20 protein-coding genes and 10 pseudogenes are annotated in these 24,857 nt (G+C 69.1%); 14 read left to right on the forward strand and 16 right to left on the reverse strand.

Going from position 1 to position 24,857, the window contains the following annotated elements; translation table 11 throughout:
• Positions 1-3: 3 nt before the first annotated feature.
• From ACIBTS_RS38585 to ACIBTS_RS38605, 5 genes are all read left to right on the forward strand, one after another.
• Positions 4-942: a VOC family protein gene (locus ACIBTS_RS38585; RefSeq protein ID WP_399325331.1), complete on the forward strand. Its 939-nt coding sequence runs from the start codon at positions 4-6 to the stop codon at positions 940-942.
• A 108-nt stretch (positions 943-1,050) separates the two neighbouring features.
• Positions 1,051-2,022: a fumarylacetoacetate hydrolase family protein gene (locus tag ACIBTS_RS38590; RefSeq protein WP_399325332.1), complete on the forward strand. Its 972-nt coding sequence runs from the start codon at positions 1,051-1,053 to the stop codon at positions 2,020-2,022.
• Positions 2,019-2,762, forward strand: a complete 744-nt coding sequence (locus ACIBTS_RS38595; RefSeq protein ID WP_399325333.1) for an SDR family NAD(P)-dependent oxidoreductase — start codon at positions 2,019-2,021, stop codon at positions 2,760-2,762. Before ACIBTS_RS38590 ends, ACIBTS_RS38595 begins: the two co-directional genes overlap by 4 nt.
• Positions 2,763-3,168: 406 nt before the next feature.
• Complete coding sequence (locus ACIBTS_RS38600; RefSeq protein WP_399325334.1) at positions 3,169-3,384, forward strand: winged helix-turn-helix domain-containing protein; 216 nt, start codon at positions 3,169-3,171, stop codon at positions 3,382-3,384.
• Positions 3,385-3,429: 45 nt separating this feature from the next.
• A complete protein-coding gene (locus tag ACIBTS_RS38605) occupies positions 3,430-3,822 on the forward strand; it encodes a transposase (protein WP_399325335.1) in 393 nt (130 codons plus the stop codon).
• Positions 3,823-4,032: 210 nt separating this feature from the next.
• On the opposite strand, the gene ACIBTS_RS38610 is transcribed toward ACIBTS_RS38605, so the two are convergent.
• Entirely contained in the window at positions 4,033-5,253 is a 1,221-nt protein-coding gene (locus ACIBTS_RS38610) for a metallophosphoesterase (protein ID WP_399325336.1), read from the reverse strand.
• A gap of 222 nt (positions 5,254-5,475) precedes the next feature.
• Between ACIBTS_RS38610 and ACIBTS_RS38615 the strand changes: the two are divergent.
• Positions 5,476-5,918: pseudogene (locus tag ACIBTS_RS38615) on the forward strand (transposase); the annotation flags it as partial.
• A 12-nt stretch (positions 5,919-5,930) separates the two neighbouring features.
• On the opposite strand, the gene ACIBTS_RS38620 reads toward ACIBTS_RS38615, so the two are convergent.
• From ACIBTS_RS38620 to ACIBTS_RS38645, 6 genes and pseudogenes are all read right to left on the reverse strand, one after another.
• On the reverse strand, positions 5,931-6,992 hold the full coding sequence (locus ACIBTS_RS38620; RefSeq protein WP_399325337.1) for a S8 family peptidase: 1,062 nt from the start codon (positions 6,990-6,992) through the stop codon (positions 5,931-5,933).
• 8 nt (positions 6,993-7,000) lie between these two features.
• Positions 7,001-7,252 (reverse strand): hypothetical protein, encoded by a 252-nt coding sequence (locus ACIBTS_RS38625; protein WP_319674433.1) that lies wholly within the window; start codon positions 7,250-7,252, stop codon positions 7,001-7,003.
• 77 nt (positions 7,253-7,329) lie between these two features.
• Positions 7,330-7,716, reverse strand: coding sequence for a hypothetical protein (locus tag ACIBTS_RS38630; protein ID WP_399325338.1), 387 nt, complete (start codon positions 7,714-7,716; stop codon positions 7,330-7,332).
• Positions 7,717-7,946: 230 nt separating this feature from the next.
• A pseudogene (locus ACIBTS_RS38635) lies at positions 7,947-8,183 on the reverse strand (hypothetical protein); the annotation flags it as partial.
• Positions 8,184-8,309: 126 nt separating this feature from the next.
• Positions 8,310-9,380: a hypothetical protein gene (locus tag ACIBTS_RS38640; RefSeq protein WP_399325339.1), complete on the reverse strand. Its 1,071-nt coding sequence runs from the start codon at positions 9,378-9,380 to the stop codon at positions 8,310-8,312.
• Between the two features lie 478 nt (positions 9,381-9,858).
• Positions 9,859-10,353, reverse strand: coding sequence for a GNAT family N-acetyltransferase (locus ACIBTS_RS38645; protein WP_399325340.1), 495 nt, complete (start codon positions 10,351-10,353; stop codon positions 9,859-9,861).
• A 417-nt stretch (positions 10,354-10,770) separates the two neighbouring features.
• Between ACIBTS_RS38645 and ACIBTS_RS38650 the strand changes: the two are divergent.
• Together ACIBTS_RS38650 and ACIBTS_RS38655 are read left to right on the forward strand one after the other, a co-directional pair.
• Positions 10,771-11,378 (forward strand): annotated as a pseudogene (locus ACIBTS_RS38650) (transposase); the annotation flags it as partial.
• Between the two features lie 220 nt (positions 11,379-11,598).
• Positions 11,599-12,012: a VOC family protein gene (locus tag ACIBTS_RS38655; protein ID WP_399325341.1), complete on the forward strand. Its 414-nt coding sequence runs from the start codon at positions 11,599-11,601 to the stop codon at positions 12,010-12,012.
• Between the two features lie 117 nt (positions 12,013-12,129).
• Here the strand turns inward: ACIBTS_RS38655 and ACIBTS_RS38660 are convergent.
• The 3 genes and pseudogenes from ACIBTS_RS38660 to ACIBTS_RS38670 all read right to left on the reverse strand — a co-directional run.
• Positions 12,130-12,558 (reverse strand): annotated as a pseudogene (locus tag ACIBTS_RS38660) (transposase); the annotation flags it as partial.
• Between the two features lie 72 nt (positions 12,559-12,630).
• Positions 12,631-13,083, reverse strand: coding sequence for a DUF5707 domain-containing protein (locus ACIBTS_RS38665; RefSeq protein ID WP_399325353.1), 453 nt, complete (start codon positions 13,081-13,083; stop codon positions 12,631-12,633).
• 997 nt (positions 13,084-14,080) lie between these two features.
• A pseudogene (locus ACIBTS_RS38670) lies at positions 14,081-14,961 on the reverse strand (LysE family transporter).
• A gap of 110 nt (positions 14,962-15,071) precedes the next feature.
• Between ACIBTS_RS38670 and ACIBTS_RS38675 the strand changes: the two are divergent.
• Together ACIBTS_RS38675 and ACIBTS_RS38680 are read left to right on the forward strand one after the other, a co-directional pair.
• A complete protein-coding gene (locus tag ACIBTS_RS38675) occupies positions 15,072-16,046 on the forward strand; it encodes a LysR family transcriptional regulator (RefSeq protein WP_399325342.1) in 975 nt (324 codons plus the stop codon).
• A 234-nt stretch (positions 16,047-16,280) separates the two neighbouring features.
• Positions 16,281-16,896 (forward strand): annotated as a pseudogene (locus tag ACIBTS_RS38680) (LacI family DNA-binding transcriptional regulator); the annotation flags it as partial.
• A 28-nt stretch (positions 16,897-16,924) separates the two neighbouring features.
• Here ACIBTS_RS38680 and ACIBTS_RS38685 read toward each other — a convergent pair.
• Positions 16,925-17,695 (reverse strand): SDR family oxidoreductase, encoded by a 771-nt coding sequence (locus ACIBTS_RS38685; protein ID WP_399325343.1) that lies wholly within the window; start codon positions 17,693-17,695, stop codon positions 16,925-16,927.
• Positions 17,696-18,283: 588 nt separating this feature from the next.
• A pseudogene (locus ACIBTS_RS38690) lies at positions 18,284-18,511 on the reverse strand (hypothetical protein); the annotation flags it as partial.
• Between the two features lie 332 nt (positions 18,512-18,843).
• Here ACIBTS_RS38690 and ACIBTS_RS38695 point away from each other — a divergent pair.
• Positions 18,844-19,071, forward strand: coding sequence for a hypothetical protein (locus ACIBTS_RS38695; RefSeq protein WP_399325344.1), 228 nt, complete (start codon positions 18,844-18,846; stop codon positions 19,069-19,071).
• 260 nt (positions 19,072-19,331) lie between these two features.
• Here ACIBTS_RS38695 and ACIBTS_RS38700 read toward each other — a convergent pair whose 3' ends face one another.
• Positions 19,332-19,733, reverse strand: coding sequence for a hypothetical protein (locus ACIBTS_RS38700; RefSeq protein WP_399325345.1), 402 nt, complete (start codon positions 19,731-19,733; stop codon positions 19,332-19,334).
• Positions 19,734-19,772: 39 nt separating this feature from the next.
• Between ACIBTS_RS38700 and ACIBTS_RS38705 the strand changes: the two are divergent.
• Positions 19,773-20,129 (forward strand): annotated as a pseudogene (locus ACIBTS_RS38705) (transcriptional regulator); the annotation flags it as partial.
• A 269-nt stretch (positions 20,130-20,398) separates the two neighbouring features.
• Positions 20,399-20,476: pseudogene (locus ACIBTS_RS38710) on the forward strand (IS5/IS1182 family transposase); the annotation flags it as partial.
• On the opposite strand, the pseudogene ACIBTS_RS38715 reads toward ACIBTS_RS38710, so the two are convergent.
• Together ACIBTS_RS38715 and ACIBTS_RS38720 are read right to left on the reverse strand one after the other, a co-directional pair.
• Positions 20,474-20,713, reverse strand: a pseudogene (locus ACIBTS_RS38715) (transposase family protein); the annotation flags it as partial. The pseudogenes ACIBTS_RS38710 and ACIBTS_RS38715 sit on opposite strands and share 3 nt — an antisense overlap.
• A gap of 1,257 nt (positions 20,714-21,970) precedes the next feature.
• Positions 21,971-22,849, reverse strand: a complete 879-nt coding sequence (locus ACIBTS_RS38720) for a helix-turn-helix transcriptional regulator (protein ID WP_399325346.1) — start codon at positions 22,847-22,849, stop codon at positions 21,971-21,973.
• Positions 22,850-22,951: 102 nt separating this feature from the next.
• On the opposite strand from ACIBTS_RS38720, the gene ACIBTS_RS38725 reads away from it, so the two are divergent.
• The gene (locus tag ACIBTS_RS38725) at positions 22,952-23,647 is read left to right on the forward strand and encodes an SDR family NAD(P)-dependent oxidoreductase (RefSeq protein ID WP_399325347.1); all 696 of its coding nucleotides are present in this window, start codon (positions 22,952-22,954) and stop codon (positions 23,645-23,647) included.
• A gap of 221 nt (positions 23,648-23,868) precedes the next feature.
• Here ACIBTS_RS38725 and ACIBTS_RS38730 read toward each other — a convergent pair whose 3' ends face one another.
• Positions 23,869-24,198, reverse strand: a complete 330-nt coding sequence (locus ACIBTS_RS38730) for a hypothetical protein (protein WP_399325348.1) — start codon at positions 24,196-24,198, stop codon at positions 23,869-23,871.
• Positions 24,199-24,857: the final 659 nt, after the last annotated feature.

Here is a 24,857-nt window from a genome sequence, read left to right on the forward strand (position 1 = left end):
CCCATGTCCAACCGCTTGCTCACTCATCTACGGCACGTCGACCTCGCCGTGCCCGACTACGACAAGCAGCTCGACTTCTACTCCGGGGTCTGGGGCCTGACCAAGGTCGCCGAGGACTCCGGCATCTCCTTCCTCGCCGCCGAGGGCTCCCCGGAGCAGTACGTCGTCCGGCTGCGCAAAGCCGAGGAGAAGCGTCTCGACCTGGTCTCCTACGGCGCCGCGAACGCCGCCGACGTGGACATACTCGCCGAGCAACTCCTCGCGGGCGGAGTGCAGTTGATCTCCCAGCCGGGCAAGGCGGAGACGCCCGGTGGCGGTTACGGCTTCCGTTTCTTCGACGTCGACGGACGCACCATCGAGGTCTCGGCCGATGTCGAGGTACGGCAGCACCGCAGGATCGAGGAGAAGGAGTCGATCCCGGTCAAGCTGTCGCACGTCGTGCTGAACTCGCCGGACCTGGACAAGACCAAGGCGTGGTACGAGCAGCACCTCGGCTTCCGGCTGTCCGACACGCTCGGCCATCCGCACATCGGCGACGTCATGCACTTCATGCGGATCAGCAACCAGCACCACTCCATGGCCATCGCCAAGGGCCCGCACACCTCGCTGCACCACATCTCCTTCGAGATGCGCGGCGTCGACGAGTACATGCGCGGCTCCGGCCGTGTGATGCGCGCCGGCTTCAAGAAGATCTGGGGGCCGGGCCGGCACATGGCGGGTGACAACACCTTCACGTACTTCCTCGACCCGCACGGCAACACCGTCGAGTACACGACGGAACTGGAGCTCCTGGACGAGGACACCTGGCACCCGCACGTCTACGACTTCTCCCAGCCCGAAGTGACCGACCAGTGGGGCACCGCCAACCCCATGAACGAACTGGTCACCAAGGAATCCTTCAACGACGTCGACCGCGGCGTGTTCGTCGCCCCGCCGGTCTGATCGGCGAAGCCCTCGGTCCCCGGGGGCGCGGTGGCCCTGTCAACGCCCTGACTCCCACGCCGCGCCCCCGGCCTTCGCGCCCACCCCTCACGCCGACAGGAAACCGCCATGCGCTTCGCCGCGTACGAGTACCGCAACCGACGCCACGTGGCCGTCGTCGAAGAGGACGGCACGCTCTACCCTCTCCCCGGTGTCGGCTCCCTGACCGGCCTGCTCGCCCAGGGCGGCGGCCTGCCCCAGCTGCTGGAGGCGGGCTCCGCCACGCCTGACATCCCCGCCGGCCCCCATGTCTCCGAGGTGCGGCTGCTCCCCCCGTTCCAGCCGCCCACCGTGCGGGACTTCGTCACCTTCGAGGAGCACGTCGAGGGTGTACGACGCTCCGTGGACGGCACCGCAGGCGTACCGGAGCAGTGGTACGCGGCCCCGACCTTCTACTTCACCAACCCCTACGCGGTGTACGGCCCACACGACGACATCCCCATGCCGCCCGGCTCGACCGTGCTGGACTTCGAACTCGAAGTGGCCGCCGTGATCGGCAAGGAGGGCCGCGACCTCACACCCGAGCAGGCTCGCGACCACATCGTCGGCTACACGGTCTTCAACGACTGGTCGGCACGCGACCTGCAGTCCGCGGAGATGAGGGTGGGCCTCGGCCCGTGCAAGGGCAAGGACACCGCCACCACGCTGGGCCCGTACCTGGTCACCGCGGACGAACTGGAGAAGTACCGGGACGAGGACGGTTTCCTGCGGCTCGGGCTCACCGCCTCGGTCAACGGCGAGACCGTCGGCACGGACCTTCTGTCCAACATGAGCTGGACCTTCGAGGAGATGGTCGCCTACGCCTCCCGTGGCACCCTCGTCCGCCCCGGCGACGTCCTCGGCTCCGGCACCTGCGGCAACGGCGGCTGCCTCGCCGAACTGTGGGGCGTACGCGGCAGGCAGGACCCGCCGCCGCTCAAGCCCGGCGACACGGTGACCCTCACCGTCGAAGGAATCGGCAGCGTCTCCAACACGGTTGTCGCCGGAGCCGCCCCGGCCCCGCTGCCGACCGGCCGACGCCGCTCCCGGGAGCGACCGTGACCGACCTCCACCCCAAGAGGCTTCTCGGCAAGGTCGTCGTGCTCACCGGCGCCGCCCGCGGCCAGGGCGCCGCGGAAGCCCAGGCGCTGACCCGCGAGGGCGCCCGGGTCATCGCCACCGACGTGACCGAGGCACCTGGCTGCCGCCGGCTCGACGTCACCAGCGAGAAGGATTGGGCCGAACTCGCCGCCGAACTGGGGGAGTCGTACGGCCAGGTGCACGGCCTGGTCAACAACGCCGGTGTCACCTGGCGCGCCCGCCTCGACGCCGTACGTCCCGAGGACATGGCCCGCGTCCACGCGGTCAACGTCACCGGGCCGCTCCTGGGCATCCAGCACCTGGCCCGGCTGATGCGCCCCGGGGCATCCATCGTGAACGTCGGCTCCTCGGCGGCACTGACCGCCCACTACCCGGTCGCCTACACCGCCAGCAAGTGGGCACTGCGCGGCCTGTCGGCCACCGCCGCCATGGAACTGGGGCCACGCGGCATCCGCGTGAACACCATCCACCCCGGCTTCATCGAGACAGAGATGACCGCCTCCGCCGCGCCCGCCTTCCGCGAGGCCAACCTCGCCGGGACACCACTCGGCCGCACCGGAACCGTCGACGACATCACCCCGCTCGTCACCTTCCTCCTCTCCGACGAGTCGTCCTTCATCACCGGAGCCGAGATCCCCGTGGACGGCGGCCTCACCGCGCACGGCGGCGCCAAGCCGATCTCGGACGCCGTACGCAACTAGAGATCTTTAAATGTGCGGGTTACGCGGGGTCGTGACGGCTGTCGTGTGTCGCGCTATGCCGGGGGGATGAGGTATCCCGATGGCGGAGGGCTGACGGATGAGGAACGGGTTCGGCGTGAGCGGGCCCGATTGGCGGCCGCTGATCTGATCGAGGCTGGGGCCAGTGACCGGGAGGTGGCCCGGCGCTTCACGGTGACCCGAATGTCGGCGAACCGCTGGCGGTGGGCGTTGGCTGCGGGCGTTGGCTGCGGGTGGCCGGCAGGCCCTGGTCTCCAAGGGGCCCGGCGGTGCCCGCTGCAGGCTCGATGCAATTCGACCACGTGCGCTGGAGGCGGTGTTGGAAGCAGGTCCGGCCGCTGCCGGCTGGTCTGACCAGTGCTGGACTCTGGCGAGGATCGCGGAGATCGTGCGCCACTGGTTCGGTGTGGAGTACACCCTGGCCGGGATGGACCTGCTGCTGCACCGCATCGGCTGGAGCGTGCAGGTTCCCTCCCGCAAGGCCACCGAGCGCGACGAGGAGAAGATCGCCGCCTGGAAGGACGAGCAGTGGCCCGTCATAAAAAGACGGCGGCGGACCTGGGCGCCCGGCTCTGCTTCGAGGACGAAGCCGGCCAGGGGCTGAGACCGCCCGAAGGCCGCACCTGGGGCCGACGAGGCCGCACCCGTCGTGCGGGTCACCGCCGCGGGCGCCAAACGCGTCTCCGTGGCTGCACTGATGTGCACCAAGGCCGGCCACCGGTCCCGGCTGATCTATCGCATCCACCTCGACCGCGGCCCCGCCAAAGGCCGGCGCAAGGGCTTCACCGAGACCGACTACGCCCGCCTGCTCGACGCCGCACACCAGCAGCTCGGCGGTCCGATGGTGTTGGTCTGGGACAGTCTGAACACGCACGTCAGCCGCACCATGCGTGAGCTGGTCGACGCCCGATTATGGCTGACCGTCTGCCAACTACCTCCGTACGCATCCGAGTTCAACGCGGTCGAGGGCGTCTGGTCGCACCTGAAAGGTCCCTGGCCAACCTCGCCAAACACAGCCTCACCCAGCTCACCGCGCTGGTGAAGACCCGGCTCAGCCATTGAAGATCTCTAGAAAAAGCCAAGTTTCTGAGGGTCGTAAGAACAAAGAATGTTCTTCCTCTGCCGGTGGTACAGGCGTCAGGCGTCGCTGACCTGCGTAAAACGTGGCCGCATGTGGCTTGTTGGACTGTCGGCCCCGGAATGGTCCGGATTTTGTGGACTGCTCCAACCGGATGTGTCGGCCCGCCCGGTGCTACGGCGAGGTGGGCGGGTGCGGGGACCGGAGGACGAGCAGGGTGATCTCGCTGGGGGCGAAGACGCGGAACGGCGGGCCCCAGAAGCCGGTGCCGCGGCTGGTGTAGAGGAAGGTGCGGGTGCCGTGGTGGCTGAGGCCGGCGACGACGGGCTGGTCGATGCGGACCAGGTGGTGGAAGGGCCAGATCTGGCCGCCGTGGGTGTGGCCGGAGAGTTGGAGGTCGATGCCGGCGGCTGCGGCCCGGTCGATGAACTTGGGCTGGTGTGCCAGGAGCAGGACGGGTAGGTCGGGATCGGCGCCGTTCAAGGCTCCGGCGAGGTGGGCGCGGTGGCCTGCCAGGCCGGAGGACTCGGCGGTGACGTCGTCCACGCCGGCGACCACGAGGGTGTCGCCTCCGCGTTCGAGCAGCAGATGGCGGTTGCGCAGCGGTTCCCAGCCCAGCTCGTCCATCAGGTCGACCCAGCCCTGGGCCTCGGTGTAGTACTCGTGGTTGCCGGTGACGTATACCCGGGCCCGGCCGGCCCGCACGGTTCCGAGTGGGGCGGCCTGGGCGCGGCGGCGTTCGGCCGTGCCGTCCGCGATGTCGCCGGTGTGGCATACCAGATCGGCTTCCAGAGTGTTCACCGTCTCGCATACCCGTGCCGACCAGCGAGCGCGATCGAGGGGGCCGTAGTGGGTGTCGGTGATGAGGACGACGCGGGTGCCGTCCAATCCGGCGCCCAGTCGCGGGAGTTGCACGTCGAGTCGGCGCACGCGTGGCACGCGGCGGGCCTCGGCATACCCCCAGGCGAGTAGTACGGCGGTCACGCCGACGACGGCCCAAGTGACGATTCGGGCCCGGTCCTGACTCTCGCCGACGCCGGCCACGGTCAGGGCGAGCCGCAACAGGACACCGAGCAGAACGGACCACGTGAACAGGACCCAGCTGCTTCCCAGCAGGGTGTCACCGATGATCGCCGCCCAGTCCTGCTGGCGCCGGCCGTGGCCGCGCACCATCGCGAGCGGCATGCCGATGAGGCCGAGGGCGAACAGGGCGGTGCCGACCAGCGTGACAGGCAGCGGCCAGTGCTGGCCGCCGTACAGGAGCACCCAGCAGGGCACGGTCCACAGCAGGACGGGGGCGATCAGGGGGATGTAGCGCATCAGGCGGTGCAGTCGGCTCTGCCGCGGAGCGTGCGCTTCCCCCTCGGCGGGCCGGGTGTTGCTGGTGTTGGTCATGCTTCCCCTCCGTGACCAGGCTGCCGTCTCGCGCACTGTATCCGGTCGCCTTGGGCCCGACTGGACGGGCGTTCATGTGCGCGGCTCCTTGGGGCGAAGGGTTTCTGCGGGAGTACTCCCGCAACAGGCGTTGATGTCTCCCCGCTCAGGGAGGTCGTCATCAGCGCCTCCTTCGCGCTGAGCCTTCCGGCACAGCGGCGCTCACCCCAGGCCAGGGCCTGAGTGCAGCACCCGGCCGTGCTCAGGCTTCTCGACCAGTTCGGCTCCCCGGCTCAGATCCGCAAAGCCGGACGGCGACGGCTGGTCAGCATGCTCCGGCCGAAGGCACCGCGGATGGCCGAGCGCCTGGTCGAGGACATCTTCACCGTGCTGGACGAACAGACCGTCGTTGTTCCCGGCACCGCCGCGGCTGCACTGATCGTCCCGAGCCTCGCCAATTCGCTCCAGGCGGTGTTCGACCAGCGCAAACTCATGGCCACAAGGATCGAGGAACTGCTGGAGTCCCACCCTCTTTCCAAAGTCCTGACGTCCATGCCGGGGATCGGCGTCAGGACCGGAGCACGAGTCCTCATCGACGTCCGCGACGGATCCAGGTTCCTTCCGCCGCGCACCTCGCCGCCTACGCGGGCCTCGCCCCGGCAACTCGCAGCTCGGGCAACCATGGCGGCAGGGGCAGGTCAGAGGCCGCCGGTGTTGAGCAGCCGGTTGGGGGTGTCGGGGCGGACGCCGTGTACGACGCCGCGGGTGGCCGTGTGGTCGAGCCAGACGTGGACCTCGTTGGCCGTGGCGTGGGGGTGTGCCGACAGGTACAGCGCGATCACGCCGGTCGCATGCGGCGCAGCCCAGGACGTGGCGCCGTCGTTCTGCGTGGTCGTGCCGCCGCCGGCGAGGGCGGCGGTCACCTTCTGGCCGGGGGCGTACAGGTCCACGCACCGTCCGTACCCCGATCCGTAGGAGCCGCCGTCGCTCCACGCGCGGTCGTTGGCGGTGGAGGCCGCCACGACGATCGTGCCCGGGACGCCGGCGGGGGAGTGCTTGCAGGCGTCGTCATGGAAGTTGCCGGCCGACACCACCGTCGGGATCCCCGCGTCGACCATCTTCTTCACGGCGGACTCCAGGGCCGCCGACCGGTGGTCGAGGTTGAGCGACATGTTCACCACCGCGGGCTTCTGCGCATGCGCGGTGACCCAGTTGACCGACTTCACCAGGGCTGCCTCGGCCGCTGCCGGGGAGCCCCCGCCCTCGCTCTCGCACAGGATGCCCTGCACCCGTACGAGCTCCGCCTTGGGCGCCACCCCGTACTTCGTTCCGCCGATGATGCCCGCGACGAACGTGCCGTGCCCGGTCCCCTCCTCGTTGAAGCAGTCACCGGAGTCCTTGGGGCCCACGAAGTCGGCGCCGAGGTGGGCGCGTCCGCCGAACTCCTTGTGGGCGATGTCCATCCCGGTGTCGATCACATAGACGTGCACGCCCTTGCCCGTGGCGGTGGTGGTGAACGTCCCGTTCAGCGGCCGCGACCGCTGGTCCAGGATGTCCAGGTTCCACGGCACGTGCCGGGTGATGGGCGACGCCGCGGCCTGGGCAATGCCGGACAACTTCCCCACGGCGCCGGGAGTGCCCTTCCCCTGCGCGGCGAGAGTCCCGCCGCTCTTCCCGGCTGCCGCGCCGGCTTCCCCGCCGCAGGCCGAGGCCCCCAGCAGCGTCACCATGGCCGCCGCCATGAGACCGGCCTTCGTCACGTTCCGCGTCACAACGTCCCCCACATGCCCGTTTCGTACACAGTCAGCGCACAAGACGACCACAGGGGGCGGGCGGTTGCAGCGGGGTGCAGCCAACGATCGATTCCGTTCGGCGGATCGCCGTCCTTGCGTTGCTGCAGGTTCGCGAAGAACAGCCACTGGCGGGTCACCTGCCGCAGGTACGGATCGATTACTGGCGTGCTGATCGGCCGATCGCGGGGACTGACGCGCTGCCGGCATGGCGCCGTGTCGTCAGGCACCGCCGACATCACGGTGCCGAGGGCATGTCACCAGCTGCTTTCCCCGGCCGGACGCTGTCGGCGGGGCTGGAAGTCGGTCACGGACGGGGGTAGACCCCGCACGACGTCACCGGCTTGCCGTTCGCATCGTCGAGGCAGACCCCCACGTACGAGCCGCCGCCGACAACATCCGCGGGAAGTGTGGCGGGCACCGACGTCACCGTGTTGCAGTGCGTACTGCTGCTCCTGGGGCCGAGCGGGTTGGCATAGCCATCGAACACGCTGTACCACGCTCTGCGGCAGCCGACGGACTTCAACGTCCCTGTGAACACCACCGACCGGTTGTACCAGGTCAGGGTGCCCGAGATGTAACTGCCGGCACCGTCGGAGACGTAGACCGGGGTGGGGGCGTAGGCGGCGGCCGTGGCCGGGGTCGCCGCGACGGCCGGCGCGGTCAGTGCCGCGGACATGGTCAGGCCCGCCACGGTGAAGAGTGTGAGAGCGTATCGACGCAACACGACGTAAGTCTCCTATGGTGCGGGTTCGCGGGATGACGCCACAAGGCTGCCCGCAGCCATTGCGCGTCAACCCTGACGAAGGACGGCGTCTGCGTTCGGCCCCGCCGCCGGGTCCAGGGGGTGGGCGTCCGGTCCGCGCAGGAAGGACGTGCTTGTCGAACTCTGCCTTCACCGCGTTCGCCGAGTCCCCGGTCGCCTGCATGGGTCGACTCGGTGCGCCGGCGCCGACGGTCCTCGACCGGCAGCGAAAGCACATAGGTCGCCAATCGGGTGAGCGGCATCCCCGCAAGGTCGGTTTGTACCCCTGTGGACCCACGTTTGTGCGCGGACTCCTACAGCCGCAAGGTCTCCAGGCGGGTCATCCTTGGAGCTATGCGCTCCAGGAAGACGGCCAGGGGAATGGCGTGCTTGGCGGCGAAGCCCTCGGCAACGGTTGTTCACCCTGGCCCTGCGCCGGGCATCGAACAGTCCGTACACGCAAGAGCAGGTCACAAGGCCTCTACTGACTTCCTCTCACCTCGACGGAACGCAGAGCGCCTTGTGCTCTGTGGCTGGGAGGCCTACCGCGCCGACACCGTCACGTACTCCGTCTTCTTCACCCGGCCGTGATGGGCGACGATCGTCACGGCGTAGCGGCCGGGCTTGAGATCGGGGCGGACGGTGGCCGTGCCGAAGAAGCGCGGGTCGTCGCCGTCGGCGCCCTTGCTGTCGTCGTGGCGGAGGTGGACCGTCCCGGTGAACGCCGGGGAGGTGGCGGTCAGCCGCGTCTCCTCGCCCGGGTCCGGGTACTCGTCGTGCCACATGACCGCGACCTGACGCCCGGCGCCGACCCGGAACTTGTGCGTGTCGCCCGAGTAGCCCTGGCTCGGGTCGTAGAACTCGGGGCCGTACGCCTTGCCCAGGTAGTCGCGGTCGCCCGGCCGGGACGCGCGGACCTTCAGGCGCTTCTCGGAGATGCGGCGGCCGTGCGGGCCGTACAGCTCGAAGGTGTACGTGCCGTCTGCCAGGGCGGGCTTGAGCTCCGGCCGCGCCGAGAAGGCCCGCGGGTTGTAGAAGTCCATATCCGGGTCGTGGACGAGACGCACGGGACCGGGCAGGGCCGCGGATCGCACGGTGAAGTCGGTGCCCCGCTCACCGGGGTACAGGTCGTCGAAACCCACCCACACCGGCTCCCCGGGCCGGGTCACGTCCTGCGATGCCGACAGGGTGAAGGAGGGCCGCTGGGATCGTACGACCTGGATCCTGTCGTGGGCCACGGTGCGACTGTGGACAGCGACCATCAGCGGATACCAGCCGGGCTTGTCCGTCATCTTGAGGGTCGCCACGGCCCAGTAGTGGTCGCCCTCCCATCGCAGCCGTACCGGCCCGCTCAACGCGGGCGACTGGGCGGTCACCGCGTCGCCGCCCTGCGCATGGCTGACGCCGTAGAGCATCATGTGGACCAGTTGCCCGGGGCGGGCGTCGGTCTGGCCGTTGAGGATCAGATCGGGCTTGCCGCTCGGGGCCCCGGGACTGCCGGCGGCGGTGGATGCGATCTTGTGCGCGGAGACGCCCGTGCTCGGTGCCGCTCCGGCCGTGCTCGCCGCGGTGGCGCACCCGCACAGTATGAGACCCGCCGCTGTGACGGCCACGGCCCTGGACCATTTCATCGTTTCCCCCCGTAGGTCGGTCACCCATAGAGAAGGCGAAACCGCACTGCTGGTTACCTTCGCCGACGAGAGAGACGCGAAATGCACCTTCGTTGGCCGGGCTGTCGCGCGCACCCCGCCCTGAGAGGACGTTTCGAGTAGCCGGATTGCCCTTTATGTTCCAGTAAGTTCCTCGACAGGCGGGTGTCGTCCTGTCCGTTGTGTGCTTGGTGAGGTTGCCGGTGGGGGGGGGGGGGGGGGGGGGGGGGGGGGGGGCGGGGCGCCGCCCCCCCCCCCCCCCCCCCCCCCCCCCCCCCCCCCCCACCCATCCGCCTGACTCATCAGGCCCTCGAACGCTTCCTGCCGGCGAGCAGGGTCGACGCTGCGACCTGCGGCCACCGCAAGATCGTCAGCCTTCGCACAGCGATGATCAGTGATGGCCGCAGCCTTTCCGCAGCCGACCCACGGGCAAGATCAAGGTCTACGGCTCGAGGTCGCGCTGGTACCAGGTGCCTGGCTTGCCGCCGAGATCGGCCGGGGTGGCAGGGCCCACCGGGACGAAGCCAGTCTTGGCCAAGACCCTCTGGGACGCGGCGTTGTCGTGGGAGGTGGCCGCCCGCAGTGTGCGCAGGCCGTGCATCACTGTCGCCATCCGGCACAGCTCCCGGACGGTCGCGGTCGCCACGCCGCGGCCGGCGACCCGCTCCGCGACCCGGTAGCCGAGTCTGGCAGTGCCGTCCTCCAAGTCGTACAGGTTGAACCTGCCGAGCACCGAGCCGTCCTCGGCGACGAGCACGTAGAGGGCGCAGACGCCGGCCTCCTGCTCGGCCAGCGAGGCGTTGTACCGGTCGGTGAACTGGTCGAAGAAGCCGTCGCCGCGGTCGGAGACCGAGGCAGTGAAGTAGGCGCGGTTCGCCAGCTCGAAGGCCAGGACCGCCGGGGCGTGGTCGGCATGCAGCGGCTTCAGCTCGGGCATTGCCCGACTCTACCCAGGTCGTGCGCTGAGGCACCTGAGTTTCCGCCAGTGGCAGACAGCCCCAAGCCCGGGGCGCATAACGATCTATGGCTGGATTACTGAATTGATCACGCTTCATGCAGCCGGGCGATCTCACGGACGATCAGTGGGCGACGCTGGAGCCGCTGTTGCCGAAGGGGACGAGGGCGGGGCGGCCACCTCTCTGGCCTTGGCGGCAGCTGATCGACGGCACACGGTTCCGGGTCCGTAGAGAACGGTCCCGGCGCGGGCGAGGTACTTGCGGGCGTAGTCGGCCTTCACGGTGGTGCCTTCGAAGCGCCGTACGGTGCCGGCCTGGTGCAGGGACCGGCGGGCGGCGGGGCCCAAGGCGCCTTCGCCGCGACTGTAGCGCTCGTTGAGGCGGCCGCGGTCTCGGCGGTGCTCAGGGCCATCCACCAGGCCGTCTTGAAGGTCCCTGCCTCGGCCTGGACGCCGGCCGTTGAGCCCGACGGCGACATCCGCGACGGCGCCTGGGGCGCCGAACTCGCCGGCGACTGCCTGACCGGCCGAGCGAAGGGGCTGCGGCTGATCGTGCGCAAGGAACGGCCACACCCCGGCGCCCAGTTGCGCTTCATCGACGCCGACGGCATGCGGTTGACCTGCTTCGCCACCAACACGGCGGGTGAGGCGATCGCCGCCCTCGAACTGCGTCACCGGCAGCGGGCCCGGCCCGAGGACCGCATCTGCGCCGCCCGCGCCACTGGCCTGCGTAATCTGCCACTGCACGACGCCGCGCAGAACCCATATCTGGCTGGAGATCATCCAGACCGCCCTGGACCTGCTCGCCTGGATGCCAGTGCTTGCACTGAGTGGCAAAGGCCCGGCTCTGGGAGCCCCGCCGCCCGCGGCTCCGCCTTTTCTCCGCTGCCGCCCAACTCGTCACCACCGGCCGCCGCCGCGTCCTCCGCCTCGCCGGACACTGGCCCTGGACCGACGAGATCACCGACGCCCTGGTCCGGCTCCACGCCCTCCCGAACCCCGGCTGAACAGCACCTTCCCATCCCTGCGAGCAGAACGAGCCCACCGGAGCCGTGGAACCCGGCGCCCACCCGACGCGACAACCGGGCGCTCAACCTGCCCCAGCCCTGAAAAGACCCACCACACAGCCGCAAAGTCCCCGTAAGCAAGCTGACGGAGACTCATGAATGATCGGGCTAGAGCCTGTCTCACAGTCCGGCTCATTTGTTCTTGTGGCAAGATCGAGGGATGCTACGACTAACCGACTTCATCATCGATTGCCCGGACACGATGAAGCTGGCAGCCTTCTACTCCGAGGTGACGGGGCTCCCGGTCAAGGAGGGCAGTAACGAGAACTGGGCCGGTATCCAGTTCGGCGAGATCGAACTGGCCTTCATCCAGGTGGAGGACTACCGCGCCCCGCAGTGGCCCGACAGCGAGCACCCCAAGCAGTTCCACCTCGACTTCGAAGTCGACGACGTCGAGGCCGAACAGCGCCGCGTCCTGGACCTCGGCGCGACCCTGCAGCGGGACTGCATCGACCCCGACGGCTACGGTTTCCGCGTCTACGCCGACCCCTTCGGCCACCCCTTCTGCCTCTGCCGCAACAAGGGTGTCATCTGGACCGATCAGGGCCTCATCTGGCCCAAGCACGACCAGTAGGCCGTGTTTCGAAGGGAGCCGCTCGTTGTTGGCGGTGATGTGGACGGTGGCCAGGTGGCGGACGGCGAGCTTGTCGAACCGTCTGCCGCCCAGTGGGGTTTGAGGCGGTTTGATGCCGCACTCCACGGCATGCCGGCTGCGGTAGTCGATCGGGTCGAAGGCGGCCGGCCGGCCGTCACGGCTGCCGCGTCTGCGCCGTTGACCGGCATGGTCAGCAGGCTCGGGAATGGTGCAGGCGATCTGGCGCCGCCGCAGGTGGGCGCAGACGGCGCGGCAGGAATACGCCTTGTCGGCGCGGACCGGCTGCGGCCGGGTCCGGGGTCGGCCACCATCCGGCCGGACGATGCGGATACCTGCCATCACCGTCTCGAAGTGCGGGGCATCCCCGGCCTGCCCGGCGCTCAGGACCAGCGACAAGGGCCTTTGTCCGTGCTCGCAGGCCAGGTGCAGTTTGGTCGACAGCCCGCCGCGGGAGCGGCCCAGCGCGCGATAGCCCGGCTCCGGTGTGCTCCCGTAGGCCGGCTCGCGCTGGGCATCCCCGGGCACGGGAGCACACGGGGCCCCGACTGCCCACGCGGCCTCGACTCCACATCCCTCACGAACACCTGCGCGTCCGGATCAGGCAACGTTGAAGTCGGCAGCCTTGGTGACCAGCTTCGTCTCGCCGCCCTTCGAGGTGGCCAGGACCGCGACGTGCCACACACCCCGCTCGGACGCCTCGGCGTCGGCCCGGGTGACAGCGGCCGTATAGGTGCAGCGCACGGTGTCCTCGCCGGACGGCTTGCACACGGCCGACTCCACGGAGGCCATGTCCTTGGCGGTCAGGCCCTTCTTGGCGAAGGATGAGTTCGCCGGCCACGCCAGGACCTTCACGTTCTTGACACCGGAGGACATCGTGACGTCAGTGGTGAAGGTCAACGAGCCGGCGCGGTCGCCGACGGGAGCCGCGTAGCGGGCGGCACTGTGCGCCACCGAAGGGGACTGCTCCCCGGCGTAGGCGAGGGCGAAGGCACCGGCACCGCCGAGGCCGACGACACCGGCGGTAACGGCCAGAACGACACGACGCGCCATGAGAAATTCCCCTAAGAGGATCAGCTGGATCGGAAGACCGGCGCTCTTGGCTGCGCCGTTGCACCAATCCTGGCCGCGCAGCAGGCGCCGGGTATGAGTACACGCACTCAACTCCAGCCTGAGTAGAGCCTGTTCCGCACTGAGGACGAAAGGGCGACGCCGACGACTGACGGCAACGGGGATCGGCACGCAGTGCTGGCCATGGTCCCGGGCAGATGGCCGGTGCGGACCCTGGAGTCGTCCTCGTGGAAGATGCGGTCGCGGACGTGGTGCAGGAGGTTCTTGATATGCAGTGGCCCCGGATCCAGGGGCGAGCTGCTCGCCGCTGGCTGTGCCCGGCGGCAGGCTGAAGACCATGGCAAGTGTGGCGGCCGCACTGCCGGCGCCGTTGGTGACGTTGATCCTGAGCTGTACCGTCGCGCAGGTTGATTCGATGGGATTCGTCGTGCGCAGGTGAACGGCATCACCGCCGCGGACTTCTCCTGAGCGGTCCGGTGATCCGGTGAGCGGAGTCAAGAAGCTTCGCTTCGGCACGGGCGCGGCGCAGCCCGAGGCTCCTGGTCGGACGGGCTGGAGGGCTACGTCGTCGACGACGCGGCCGTGTCGTGGTCGCGGGCCAGGGCGGCGATGGACCGGGCTTCCAGGTACGAGGTGCGCACGGTCTCGGTCTCGGTCTCGGTCTCGAAGATCTTGTCGCGCGGGATGCCGGGTGCGCTGAGCGCGTCCAGCTGCGACTGCAGTTCCTTGAGGGAGGTGTGAGCACGGGGCGTACCCGATGCGGATGACGGCTGCGGGGGAGGGGCGCGTGTTGATGGCGGCCGGCGGCGGAGTGCCGGGCCACCAGGGCCGGCCGGGGTGAGCGAGCCGGGATGGGGCAGGCAGCGCGGGCAGGCGTGTCGCTCGAGGTCGCCAACGTCGTTTTCGTTTGTGAGAGTCGGGGGCGGGGTGTCGCTGGTGCGCGGTGGAGCATGGTGTCCGAGTATCGGCTGCGTTGTTCTTACGGCTTGTGCGCGGTGGTGAGGAAGTCCAGGACGAGGGGGCCGGCGTGGGTGCGGCACTCCTCGAAGCAGGCGTGCCGGCCATGGGGGACCATGTGCAGTCGGGCGTCGGGGATACGGTCGGCGAGCAGGGGCGCGTTGGCGGTGGGGTTGAGGAGGTCGTTGCTTCCGTGGGCGACCAGGGTGGGTGCGCTGATGTCCGGCAGGATGTCCCAGGCGTCGTGCCGGTTGCTGGCCGCGAGGTGATGGCGCCGGGCGTGGGCAGGCATGCGAGGGTCGCCGAGGGTGTGGTGCGGGCCGGGATGGGAGGCGAGCCATCGAGGGGTGTACATCAGCTCCAGCAGGGCCTGTCGCACGGCTCCAGGCTGAGGTTGCGTCAGGGCTTGGCGGACGTCGCTGCCGCGTTCGACGCTGTGCGGGCCGCCGGGTGAGGTGCAGCCGAGAACCAGGGTGCCTACCCGGTGGGGTGGCCGGCCGCGATCTGCTGGGCCACTCGTCCGCGGGGGTTGCCGAGGTTGGTGATCAGGCCGGTGAGATATCCGCCCGCGAAGCCAGTGCGGCGCCCGCCATCGAGGGGCGGGCGGGTGGAGACGGCGGCGAGCGCGGTCCGTAGCGTCTTCACCCCGAGGATCATCAGCACGATGCCGCCTGCGATCCGGAGCACCGCGTACGCGGTGGGGCTGGCCAGCAGGACGGCGGACAGGCCGGCAGCGGCGGCCGTGGACCACAGCAGGAAGCCGCTGGCATTGCCCGCGAGCGTGCCTCGGAGCGTACGTTGGCCGCCATCCAGAACCTGCCGGACCATCAGGGCTTGACTCGCGCCTGGCAGCATCGCCAGCAGCAAGGTGGTGACGATGAAAACGGGCACATGCGTGGGCATGGGAAAAGAACCCCTTCCGGGGATCGCGGCCGATGGGTGTACCCCCAGGCTTCCTGTCCCGCGGCCCTAAGAGAAGTTAAAAGAGAAGGGTGCAGCGTTAGGATTAGTGAGTGGTGGTGGATCCGGGACAGCTGCGGCTTCTCGCGTTGATCGAGCGGCACGGCTCCCTGACGGCGGCGGCTCACGCATTCCAACTCACGCCCGCCGCGGTCACCCAGCAGGTGGCCAAGGCCGAGCGCGACTGGCAGGCACCCCTGGTCATCCGTGGTCCTCGCGGAGCAACGCTCACCGCGGCCGGTACGCTGCTCGCCTCCCACGGTCGAACTGTGGAAGAGGCGTCGGACAGAGCCGAGGCGGAACTGGCCGCACTGCTCGGCCACCTCTCGCTCCGTCTGCGGATCGGGACGTTCCAGGCGGCTGCACTGCACCTGCTGCCACCGGCCCTGACGACTCTGCGACACCGACATCCGGACGCCGACGTCTCCGTCATGGACGTGGTGTCCGGACGCGGAGCGGACGAGATAAGCGCAGGATGCCTGGACGTGGCCCTCGTCGCGTCCTGGGGCACGCCGCTCGCGCCGCCCCCACACGTACGGGCCCACTCGCTCCTGTTGGACCCGATGGTCGTGGTTCTCCCCGATGACCATCCACTGGCCACCGGGCAGCCCGCGGACACCGAACTTCACCTGGAACAACTGCGCCACGAATCGTGGGTTTCCATCCTGGCCGGCCATGCCGCCCGCGAACAGTTCCACGACGCTGCCCGCGAGGCCGGCTTCACTCCCACCATCCGGTTCGAGACCGAGTCCTACGACGTCGCCCAGGCCCTCGTCGGCACAGGCATCGCAGTGGCCCTGGTCTCGCGCCTGGCTCTGACCCATGCGCCTGGCACCACCCATCGCGAACTGGCCCACCCCAGGCCCTACCGCCAGATCTACGCCGTGACCAAAACCGACGCCGGCCTCACACCACTCGCGGACATGCTCATCGACCTCCTACGTGATGTCGCCCGCGACATCACCGGCACCTGGGAGGCTCCCCTGCCAGAAAAACAACGCTCATCGAACTCACCGCGCAGAGCCTGAAGAGCCCCCGGTTCTGAATCGACACCGCCTGCCCCGGAGCGGCCGGCCCCGCTCCGGACGACCATCGACGCCGGCAGCCGACTCGGCGTCGGCCCGGCCGTAGCCGGAGCCCGGGGCGGTCGAAGCCACGGCACTTGGCTTCCCGCGGCGTCGGCGCTTCACCCGGCGGCTGCGGGCTGCGGTCCCTCCGTCCGTCGGCCGGGGTTGGGCGTGGCGATGGTGTGACGGATCCAGATGATCGACGATTTCGGCAAGGGCGCCACCATCGCCCTCGTCGAGGTGTCCCGTGTGATCGATGGCGAGCCCAGAGTGCGGGCCGCGGTTGTCGAACACGTCCGACAGGCGGTAGCCGAACTCGGCTACGTACCCGACCAAGCCGCCCGAAGCCGGCCGCCCGCCGCAACAACGCCGTCGCCGTCGTGGTCACCGAACCGCAGAACCGACTCTTCGTGGACCTGCATTTCGAGCAGTCACAGCTACACGTACGTCGACGCCGACAACCGCGGCGGAGCCAGGGAAGCCGTCCGGCACCTCATACCACTGGGACGCCGACGCATCGGGACCATCACTGGCCCACTCAACCAAGCTTCCGCGATCGACCGCCTCGCCGACTACCGGGACGTACTCGTCGACACCCCACCCCCGGCTCATCGCTGAGGGCGACTTCACGCTGAAGGGCGGCGCCGACGCCATGCTCGTCCTCCTCCACCGGTGCCCCGACCTGGACGCGCTCTTCGGCGCCTCGGACCTCATGGCTTCCGGTGCCCTGCGCGTACTGCGCGAGAGCGGGCGTCGCGTACCCCGTGACGTGGCGGTGGTCGGCTTCGACGACCTCGCGACCATCGCCGAGGTGAGGGCCGCGTAGTCGGGTCGGCGGATCAGCCGGCGAAACCACCGTTGCTCTTCAGCAGCTGCCCGTTGATCCACTGGCCCTGCGGTGAGCACAGGAACTCCACGAGGTGAGCGGTGTCCTGCGGGCTGCCCAGACGCCCCAGCGGCGTCTGACGCAGAACGTGCTCCCGGATGTCGTCGGACATCCAACCCGTGTCCACCGGTCCCGGGTTGATCACGTTGGCGGTGATCCCGAGGTGGGAGAGTTCGTGGGCGGCTGCCAAGGTGATGCGGTCGAGTGCACCCTTGCTCGCCCCGTAGGGCAGGTTGCCGACGGTGTGGTCGCTGGTGAGGCTGATGATGCGTCCGGTTCCCGCAGTCCCCTGGAAGCGACGGCCGTACTCGCGGATCAGCAGCCAGGTGGCACGCGCATTGACCGCGAAGTGGCGGTCGAAACTCTCAAGCGTGGTGTCGAGCAGGCCGGAGTCGACCGACTCGCAGTGGCACATCACCAAGGCGGTGATGCCGCCCAGGCGACGCTCAACCTCATCGAAGACACGCTCCGCCGCCTCCGGGTCGGCGAGGTCCGCCTCCACCGCCACCGTGTCGGCGCCCCGTTCGGCCAACGCCTCGGCGATGGCGTCCGCGGCGCCGGCCTCGGCGCCCCAGGCCATGCGAGCGTCGTACGGCGTCCAGTACGTGAAGGCGACGTTCCAGCCCGCCTCGGCCAGCCGGCGAGCGACGCCCGCGCCGATGCCGACGGACCGGCCGACGCCGGTCACCAACGCGACCGGCCTGACGGCGTCGAAACGCGGCATTACTCCAGTAGTCGTCACAAGGCGCAATCGTTCGGCCTGCGATGCGGGCACGGCAACTCAATTTCTACGGCCCGATCCACAGGCCTCGTCAGTTACTTCGCGTGCCCTGCCCGTCGGGCCACCGCGACGCTCCATCGACGACTTGGTATGGTGCGCAGGCTGCCTCACTTGGATCACCACGTGGCGCTGGGAGCGAGGCGACCAACTCCCCAACGGCCGGCGGCTGGGCGCAGAGTGGCTCAGTCAGATCCGCGCAGCAGTCGATCGCAACGGCCCGGATACCCATGGCTAGTCCTCCGCGGTGAGATCGCGGATCCGCCGGCGGCTCATTGGAGGGCGGGGAGCACCACGCCGACGGCGATGCTCCGCGAGCTGAGCGAAGAACTCGGTTTGCATGAGAAGGCGGTCGAACGGGGGGGCGCCGCTCGCGGAGCGCAGCAAGGACCACCTCGTCGGCGGCCGTGAGGTCCGCCGGGTGGAGAAGTACTTCCTCACCCGAGTCTCCGCATCCGACGTCGACCTGGCCCGGGCATCTGTGACTGAGCGCCTCACTTGGCGAGGGGGCGGTCTACTTCGCGGACGGTGTACTCAGTGCCGGCCCATCAGATCCGACATCACGGCAGACGGCAGGGAGGGGTTGGCTGCTGCCGCTTCCGCCACCTGCCGGTTTGCGTCGGTGAGCAGTTCTGCGATGGCCGGTGTCGGGAGGGCTGGGTGGCCGACGGCCAGGGGTCTCGCCGGCTTGTCCGCCAGGCAGACGAGCAGTGCCGAGGCCGTCGCCCTGGGATGCCGGGCAACCTCACGGAAGGGCTCTTGACGCAGCTGGGATCGATCATCCTGCCGGCTTCACCCACGAGGTGGTGTTCCGGCACTGTCCCGCCTGCGGTCAGCTGAACATCGTTCGGGAGAAGTACTTCGTCTGCGTCTTCTGTGACGAGGAACTGCCGCAGGAATGGAACGTGGACGGGGCCGGGCGTTAGCGGACCGGGGGCTTGGCGGACTTGTCGGTGGAGTTCTTGGGCCGCTTGTTCGGGCGGTAGCTGGGGCCGTTCATGATCACCTGGTGGCTGGTGTTATCAGCCGGTCCCGGAGAGGAGTGACTCGGCGACGACCGGGTTGGGGAAGAGGGGATACCAGTCGCTCTGGGCGTGGAGATCCAGGAGGACGCCGCCTGGACCCTTGCCCAGGACCTCCGCAGCCAGATCGAACAACTCCAGGCCCGGCTGCGGGAGGCCGAGACCCATCTTGAGCCCTTCGCCATCACCCGGAACACCATCACCGCTGTCGCCGACCGGATCCCCGCCCGGGCTGCCTCGCCCGACCTGCCCCACCCTCCGTACTGCCCTCGCATCCTGGCCGTCTTCAACAACGCATGAGCCCTCTGCGGGCCCGCGTTGCGAAGCCCTCGACCACGAACTGCTGCCGAAGAACGTCGAAGGCACCCGCGCCAAGCTGAAGCGCCTGGTCAAGCTCGGCATCCGCACCGAGGCCGACGTCGGCACCTTCGCCAGGAAGCAGTAGCCCGTGCCGCGGCGAACAGCAACTGCGTCACAGCTGTCATCGTCGGAGATCAATTCTGGTCTCCGACGACCCGACAGGACGACCCGTCGGTCGGGCCCGTGGGAGTCGGTCAGCCTCATTGCTCCGTGGCGACGCGCCAAGACCGATCTGCCGAAGCTCGGGCCACCTCGGCGTCGTACTGCCCGGCCTCGAAGTGAAATGCCGGCGGCCGAACTTCACCGCCGGGCACCTGCCAGTCGGACCACTCAACGACGCCCCCGTGCCGCTGCACGAACACCGAGAGGAGGCCGCAGCATCCGCCGGTGCACTCGGGCTCCCCCAACACCACACGCCTTCCCTCTACGGTCGCCCACAGCGGGCTGTGATCGTCGGCGGGCAGGGCCTCTTCCGCGAACGGGCCACGGCCGCCAGCGCCGACCGACTCTGCCACCACATCCTTGCCGTCGATCCACAACCGCAACTGGGCAGCCCATCGGGATCCCGATGACAACACACTGATCTCCAGCCGGTTGAACATCGGATCATCCTAGAGGCCCGTTGTGACGCCCAGACCTCGAAGGTCGCGCAGGACGTCCGAATCACGGTGACCCATCGGACGCTGAAGGCCTGGCTGGAGGGCAGACGCCGCCACTCCAAGGCCGACCTGGAACGCATCGACCATGTGCACAGGGCGGTGCGCCGTCACAACGCCGCCCGCCATCTTCTCGGGCGCCTCAACCGCGACGGATGCGGTACGCGACTGGAGATCCACCCGCTCAACCAGTCCCAGGTGCCGCGAACGCTGCAGCGCGTGATGGAGTACCGGACGATGAACGTGCGCCGCTGGGGCCGCGTCGTCGGCTCGTGGGCGGCCGGCGACCACCAGAGCCTCGACGCCACGTGGCAGGACACGATCGTCGACCTCGGCTCGTAGTGGGGCCAGTATGAGTACGTCACCAACGGGCGGTATCCACAAGGGCAATAGTGCTGAGTCGCGCCTGTCGGCGGCGCATGGCGGGCTCGTGTCCCGTGATCGATGATTTCGCATGAGTTCGTCGCGCTCGCCCGGCTTCATCGCGGTGAGTGCGGACACCGCCGAGCATGAGCTCAGTCGGACAGCGTGAGCGGGGACCACGTGCCGAGCCACTGCTCGGCGCCCCATGCCTCGAACCGCTCTGTCTCGGTGAACCCCCGCTTAAAGCCGACCCGGACTACGTCCTGCTGAACGGCACCCTTGCCGAATGCGACCGAGTCGGCGACAGCCGCACCGACCACTCCGCGTAGTGCGCGCAGCAGGCCGGGCGCGCGATCGGCGAGCAGGACGACCACCGCGGACGTGTAGGCGTGGGCGGTGCCGACGGATATGCCGAAGCCGGCGGCGAGCTGCGCGAGAGTGTTGTGCCGGCGCAGGTACACCCGACCGGTCAGAGCACGCTGGTGCGGCGGGAGCTTGCAGCGGCGGTCATCCTCGCGGGTGACGATGAGGGTGGTGATCCACTCGACCAGGGCATGAGGCAGGTCGAGTGCGGCAGGACGGGAGCCTTGTCCGTCACGGACGCCTGCTTCGTCACCGGATCAGTGGCCACGCTGAAAGACCTCACTGATCACCTGGGCCGCCATCAACCTCGGACCCGGCGCCTCGCCCGCGAGGGAGCCACCCCCAGCTGACCGAGGAAACCAGCGTCGACCGCTGTCTGAATGAGAGCCGAGTCTCGTGGTCAACGGGCCGCGGCGGCTGGGCGCTGAAAGTCATTCGGGGAGGGTGAGTGAACGAAGGTCAGCGTCTAGCATGCGTGTCAATTCACCAACCCGTCCACCACCACCTGGTGCCGCTGGGAAGCGTTTGAGCACCTCCGCGACGACCGGTGTTGCACGATGCACCGCTCGCTCAACATGTTCGGCACCAACGTCCGGATTGTGGCCGGCAACGATTTCGGCTGCTCTGGCCGCGTGAGCGCCGGCGCCGAGCACGTGGAGGTCCGTGCGTCCCCGATGACGTCGGCAGAGTGTCCGGTGAGGTGGGGAGCCCCCGAACAGGGCAGTGCGGCGCCCAGGGACGCACTGATGCGGAGCTGCCGGGGGGAGGACCTGCGTCTGGCGGTGCAGCGCGACAGCGAGCGAGCGGCTGCCTGGTCCGAGCCGGTGCGTCGCACCGCCCAGCCCACCGCGGCACCGCCCGGGGTGCCGGAAAGAAGGAGCCTGCTACGCCGCCGCAGAAGAAGTCGGCCGCGGGGAAGACGGTGCGCAGGCCTGGCGAAGGCGGCGGAGAGGAAAGCCGCTGGCAAGAAGACTCCGCCGAAGTCGGCCCGGGCGTCGGCGACAGGGCGGGGGAGAGGCGGAGGGAAGAGCGAGCTGCGGCAGTTGAGCCAGACGGAGCTGTACCAGCGGGCCCCGAGCAGGACATCGCAGGCGGTCCAAGATGAGCCGCGAGGAGCTGGTCGACGCGCTTACCCGGGCTGGACGCCGCCGCAAGAAGAGCGCCGCCTGATCCCCGCCTCCGCCGTGCCCATGACGTGGACCCCGCGGGAGCCGATGCTCACCGGGGTCGTGAACAGCCCCGACCTGCCGCCGGGGTGGGCTGACGAACCGAAGTAGTGGACAGGGCTTGGCGCTGTCCGTTGTCCACTGGAGGTCGGGAATCGTCGCCGTAAGGGCCCGCCCTTAAAGTGCGGTAAGTTCCTGCGGCCGCACACCGAGTCGAAGTGGCCGTGAGGGGCCGTTTTCACTGGCAGACCTGATCTCTGCTTGCTGGACGAGATCCGACTGGCCCGGTCGTTACGGCGTGGAGAACAGGCCGGGCCCCGGAGGCGTGGGGCCGTCGGCGCGGACGCCGTTGGTGACCCGTAGGAAGTCCAGCTTTTCCGCGTCGGTGGAACCCGCGGCCACCGTGTACACGACGAGGCGGATGTCGCAGCCTGGGACGGTGAGCACGTCGCAGTCGCAGATCACCTCACCCACCTGGGGGTGCACGACGGTCTTGCGGGCCGAGACGTGCGGGCCGACCGTGCCCTCGTCCCACAGGCGGGCGAACTCCGCGGTGGTGGACCGCAGTTCCTCCACGAGGTTGGTCAGGCCGCGGTCGCGGGGGTAGTCGACGAGAGCTGTGCGCAGGTCGGCGACGAGGGCGGGTTTGAGGGCATCGTCGTCCTGGAGCACGGGCCAGGACGCGAGCCGGCTGGGCCCTGTGGCGAAGACCGCCCGTGCCAGGTTGCGCTCGTCGTGTGTCCGTGCGCTGGGGTCGCCCATCAGGACTGACCATGCGGGGGTCCAGGACAGCAAGGTCCAGTCGGCACTGAACACGCCCACAGGGAACTCCCCGAGGCGGGCCAGCATCCGTTGGACCCCGGCCGGAACATGCGTGGAGATCGTCCCCTCCTGGGGAGGCAGGAGGCCGGCCAGCCGGTAGGCGTGATCGCGCTCCATGGGCTGCAGTTGCAGTGCCCTGGCCAGGCTCGCGACGACCTGTGCCGAAGGGCTTTTGGCGCGTCCCTGTTCCAGGCGGACCACGTAGTCGACCGACAGCCCGGCGAGTTCGGCCAGTTCCTCGCGGCGCAGCCCCACCGCACGTCGTCCGGGCCGTGAGGTCAGTCCGACGTCGGCGGGAGAAAGGCGGTCGCGCCAGCGGTGCAGTGCCGTGCCCAGGGTCTCGTCCACTCGGCCATTGTGTCCGCCGGGCCGTCGTCGTGCCTGGTACTGGCTGTCCTACCGTCACTAAGAGCACTGGCTGGCCTCTCGCCACGGGCCGAGAGTGGACGCATGACGACCACATTCATCACAGGAGCCAACAAGTCCCTCGGGTACGAGACCGCCCGCCGCTTGATCGAGGCCGGCCACACCGTCCTCATCGGCGCTCGTGATCCGGAGCGCGGCCAGGCGGCCGCCGACGCACTCGGGGCCCGTTTCGTCCAGATCGACGTGACCGACGACGCATCGGTGGCCGCTGCCGCCGCCCATATCGGGGCTCGCGAGGGCGGCATCGACGTCCTGATCAACAACGCAGGTATTTTCGGGACGCACAAGCCCGCCGACCAGATCAAAGCCGCTGACGCCAGCGAGGTGTTCGAAGTCAATGTCGTGGGGATCGTCCGGGTCACGCACGCGTTCCTGCCGCTGCTGCGCAAGTCCGCGCACCCGGTCATCGTCAATGTGTCGAGCGGTATGGGGTCGTTCGCGGCCACCCACGATGCCGAGCGCGTCGAGTCGAGGAACCTCGCGCCGCTCTACACGGCGTCGAAGGCCGCGGTGACCATGCTGACCACGCAGTACGCGAAGTCCTGGCCGGATGTGAAAGTGAACGCGGCCGACCCGGGCTACACAGCGACCGACTTCAACGGGCACAGCGGCCCGCAGACCGTGACCGAGGGCACCGACGCGATCGTCGAGCTCGCCACCATCGGACCGCACGGGCCGACCGGAACCTTCCGCGACCGTCACGGTGAGATGGCCTGGTGATCCACCCTCGAATTCGGGGCGTGCCCGGCACGGACGAAGGCCCCAGAGTGGCGAACTCACTCAGAAGTCCTTCACGCGGCCGGAGTGACGGTACTCCTGCACCGCTACCCCCCGAGGCGTACGCCGACTTCAAGAAGCTCATCACCGCCGCCGCATAAAGGGCAGGCACCAACACCCGAGTCCCCGGCCGTTGATCGCCGGGGGCTTTGGTGTGAGTCCGCTCAGGCGCCGAGGCGGGCGCGGATGGCCTTGGCCTTCTCCTCGGTGAACACGCCGGTGTCGAGGAGGGAGAGGACGGACAGCGCTCCGCCGCGCGAGCCCCAGCTTCCCTCGTCGATGACACGGAAGTCGCCCCACCAAGCGGGCGACGGCTCGGCAAGCTCGCAGGCATCGGCCATCGCCGCCAGGAGGCGTTCCATGACCTGGGTCCGGACCTCCTGGCGCCAGTCCCCGTCCATCACCGCCACGTCGATCACCATGACGTCGGCGTCCGGTCCGGCGTCCGCCAGGAGTCGCCCGCCGATCGCCATCATGTCCGGCTCGTGCTCCACGAAGTGCACCTGGAACCCGACCCGCGCGGGCGGGGCAAATTGCCCCACCTCGGGCACGAGCACCGCATCGGTCAGTGTCTCGGCCAGCTTGCGGCGCTGCTCCAGGCTCAGACGGACCGAAGTGTTCTAGTTGGTGACAGTCACGACTACGTTCTGTAACGACCCCTGTAGGGGAGGCTAAATCGACCTATAACGATCGTCATGCCGAGGGCTTGAGCGCAGCCCGCCGGTATGCGTGCAGAACTTCCGCAGCCCCTCAGCTCGCCTCAAACGGCCCGGCCGAACCCGACGGTGGTCAGGGAGCGGCGGGGCCAGGTCCGGGTCGACCACGAACAACTGTCGCGCCTGCGCGTAGCAGGCCGCCGGATACTCGCCCACCGCCAACCCTCGGTAGTCGACCCGGACCTGGCCCGTCGCCGCCATCGACTCCAGCCGCGCCCCCTGCTCCCGCTCGGTGGCCGACAGGTCCTCGGCGTTGTCGAGGAATCGCTGATGCTGCGCTCGAGGTGCGGCACGGACATGGGGCCGGCTTTCACCGAGGTCGTAGCCGGGGCCGCGTAACTGCTAGCTTGATCTTTAACATGCGGCGTCGAATGGTGTGTCGAACTTGATCACCTGGTCCGGTAACCGCCGTACACGGAAGCGGCCTTCGGCTGAAC

Origin of the sequence: Streptomyces sp. NPDC050121, assembly GCF_044460385.1 — a bacterium.
Taxonomy (GTDB): Bacteria; Actinomycetota; Actinomycetes; order Streptomycetales; family Streptomycetaceae; genus Streptomyces; species Streptomyces soliscabiei.